At 50.7% G+C, this 2,578-nt stretch carries 4 protein-coding genes; all 4 read right to left on the reverse strand.

Translation table 11 applies throughout. The annotated features are described in order from the left end of the window. Positions 1–296, reverse strand: a 296-nt coding sequence (locus ACETWG_11685) for a tRNA (N(6)-L-threonylcarbamoyladenosine(37)-C(2))-methylthiotransferase MtaB (GenBank protein ID MFB0517247.1), incomplete at its 3' end; no start/stop codon positions are given. A gap of 150 nt (positions 297–446) precedes the next feature. Continuing rightward, a complete protein-coding gene (locus ACETWG_11690) occupies positions 447–665 on the reverse strand; it encodes a hypothetical protein (GenBank protein MFB0517248.1) in 219 nt (72 codons plus the stop codon). Positions 666–1,002: 337 nt separating this feature from the next. Further along, positions 1,003–1,713: a hypothetical protein gene (locus ACETWG_11695; protein MFB0517249.1), complete on the reverse strand. Its 711-nt coding sequence runs from the start codon at positions 1,711–1,713 to the stop codon at positions 1,003–1,005. A 39-nt stretch (positions 1,714–1,752) separates the two neighbouring features. Next, the gene (locus ACETWG_11700) at positions 1,753–2,550 is read right to left on the reverse strand and encodes an RHS repeat domain-containing protein (protein MFB0517250.1); all 798 of its coding nucleotides are present in this window, start codon (positions 2,548–2,550) and stop codon (positions 1,753–1,755) included. Between the last annotated feature and the right edge of the window lie 28 nt (positions 2,551–2,578).

Consider the following 2,578-nt stretch of genomic DNA (forward strand, 5'->3'; position numbering starts at 1 on the left):
GCGGCGACCTCATCAGGACTCACCTGGGCATAGCATCCCACCGCGGCCACCCATCCCCGCGGCGAGGCCGCCACCGCCTGGCGAACGGCCTGGCGGCTCTTTGCGTCCGCCTCAGATGTCACCGTGCAGGTGTTGATGATGCTCAGGTCAGCCTCCGCCCGGAAGGGCACCACCTCATACCCCCGCTGACGAAACCGGGCCGCAATAGTATCCGTCTCGGCCTGATTAAGCTTGCACCCCAGGGTATGGAAGCTCACCCGGCGAATTGCCCGTTGCTTATGAAAGTCACTAGTCACCGGCATTTAAGGCTTGATGTGCGGTTGTAGATCCTATGGCAAACACTCAATACAACTAGGAAAATTACCCGTCGAGGGGCCCGAAGGGAACGACTTTTCCGTATGCTGGGGTGGTTCAGGTGGGAGGTACAAGATGTAGGGGCAGGGCGGCTAGGTTCGGGGCTGCAGCACCTGGAAGCTGCGACCGGAGACGTTGGTGAGCGTCAGTTGCACATTGGGCTTGGTGGCATCGCCGGAGGACTGGCCGGTGAAGGCGAGAGTGAGGCTCAAAGGCTGACTAGTGGAGGCTTGACCGTAGACCTTGGCGGTGAATAGGCATACCAGAAGTAGTATCACAAGGGGAATCGTATGTTGGCGGGATTTATGCATCGGAAGTTCCTTTCTGAAATAAATTATCGGATTAACTCCATTGATATGGTTTACCAACCTGTACACGTACTGGCTCCAGTCAGGGTAATCCTGCCATAGGGGGTCTGTTTGGGTGAACCGCCCCAGCCGGGGTACTTATTCGCCAGCGGGTCCACTTGGGTCTAGCCGCCCAACTGGCGAAATCCCGCACACTGCTAAGATATTCGGTGTAATACAAGTGATCCTTTAAATTGGGTGCGTTGCCTTTGCCAAAGGTTACCAGATCATAGCTCATCGTTCCGCCTTTGGTGCATTTCAATTTTCCTTACTCCTCCATGTTCTTACCGGAGGTAATAGTCTAACGCTCCACCCTGAACTGGGGCCAATCTTCTCCCGGCCCTTCGAGGGTAATGGCCCTTATCTTCCACTTGTCCCCAATCTCAGTAAGATGATACACAAGGGTATCCGGCGGATCCTCGAAAATGGTAAACATTGTAGAATCGTCTATTATGCCATACGGATACGGCAGTAGACCAGTGGGCTGTTTCAAATTAAAAAGTTCTTCGAATAAGTCCCGACCTTGCTCCTTATAAATTTCTATTGCCTCGGGGACGAAACATTGGTAAAACGTTGTTGTATCGCCATATTTTAGAGACGCATGCATACACGCCAACGTATAGTTCACACTAGGGAACGTAAATAATTCAACCCCGTAGGGCTCCACCACCTCCCACTTCACACCCCGCACGCCTGGCTCCCTCAGTACAATTTCCTCTACCTTATCCAGATATATTTCAACATCATCCGTCGCCTGAAACCATAGATTTGGCTCAATAAACCTCGTAACCATGGGATTGGGGGCAATTCTGCCTTTCGCATATGGCCGCGTCAATGTCACAACCCCGGTTGCTTGATCAATCTCAGGTACTAGTATTTCGAAACCGTAATAGGTCAGAATTTGAACTGTGTACTTCAGACTCTCTTCATCAATCTGCTCCTTCTGGCACGAAAAAACGAAAAGCAGAAGCAGGATGAATAAGAAATCCAGCCAACGTTTTATGAGAATCATAGCCATCCTCCGATGCATCAATAATTATTAGTAATGCTTTTATTGATTGGATTCAGGACCGGTCGGGTCAACCTCGCCTTTCTGCCACAGGTCCCACCACCAATCCCAGAAGGATTCCTGTTTTTCTTCGAACCTGTCTGGCTCTCCAAAAGCCTCCAGGTTAAACCATGTATCGATATCATAGTCCGCATTCTTTAACTGTTGATGCGCAGTTTCGTGCAAGATCGTCCTTTTTAACAATTCGAAAGCTGCGGCTTTCTCTTCTGCGGGGCCACTTTCCAGCTTTACAACCAACCAAGCGGCCACCTGAATCTTGTTCTTCTGTTCGGGACCTACGGGTGGAGGCTCGTTTCCTTGATATCTACCGGCGGCCCATTCATGTATTGGTATTTCTGGAAGAATAACCTCTGGGCCTCTTCCAGGTTCTCCGATTGGCTCCCCTGTATCACTCAACAATCCAAAGCCAACAAACTCGCTGACAGGCACCCCAATCCTAGTATGGAATGTAGCCCTCACTCTCGGATCATATAGCGCTAATTGTTCCGCTGAGTAGATGGCTAGAGCTAGAATCGGATATTTCCTCATCAAAGATTCCTTGATCACAATCTTCCCGTTCGGATCAACATAAATCAGCGGATTATCCAGCGCGTACACGTACGGGCTCCAGCCAGGGTAGTCCTGTCCTAGCGGATCTGTTTGGGTAAACCGCCCGAGCTCGGGATCATAATAGCGGGCACCGAAGACAAACCCTCCCCGCTCGCTTCGCGAGGCCCCTCCCTTTTGAAGGGAGGGTGATTCACACGGTGATTGATTATTCATTTGTGTGATCGAGTTCATCTATGTACTGGCTTAATCGTTCAATGAC

Source organism: Candidatus Neomarinimicrobiota bacterium (assembly GCA_041862535.1).
In the GTDB taxonomy this organism is placed as follows: Bacteria; Fidelibacterota; Marinisomatia; order SCGC-AAA003-L08; family TS1B11.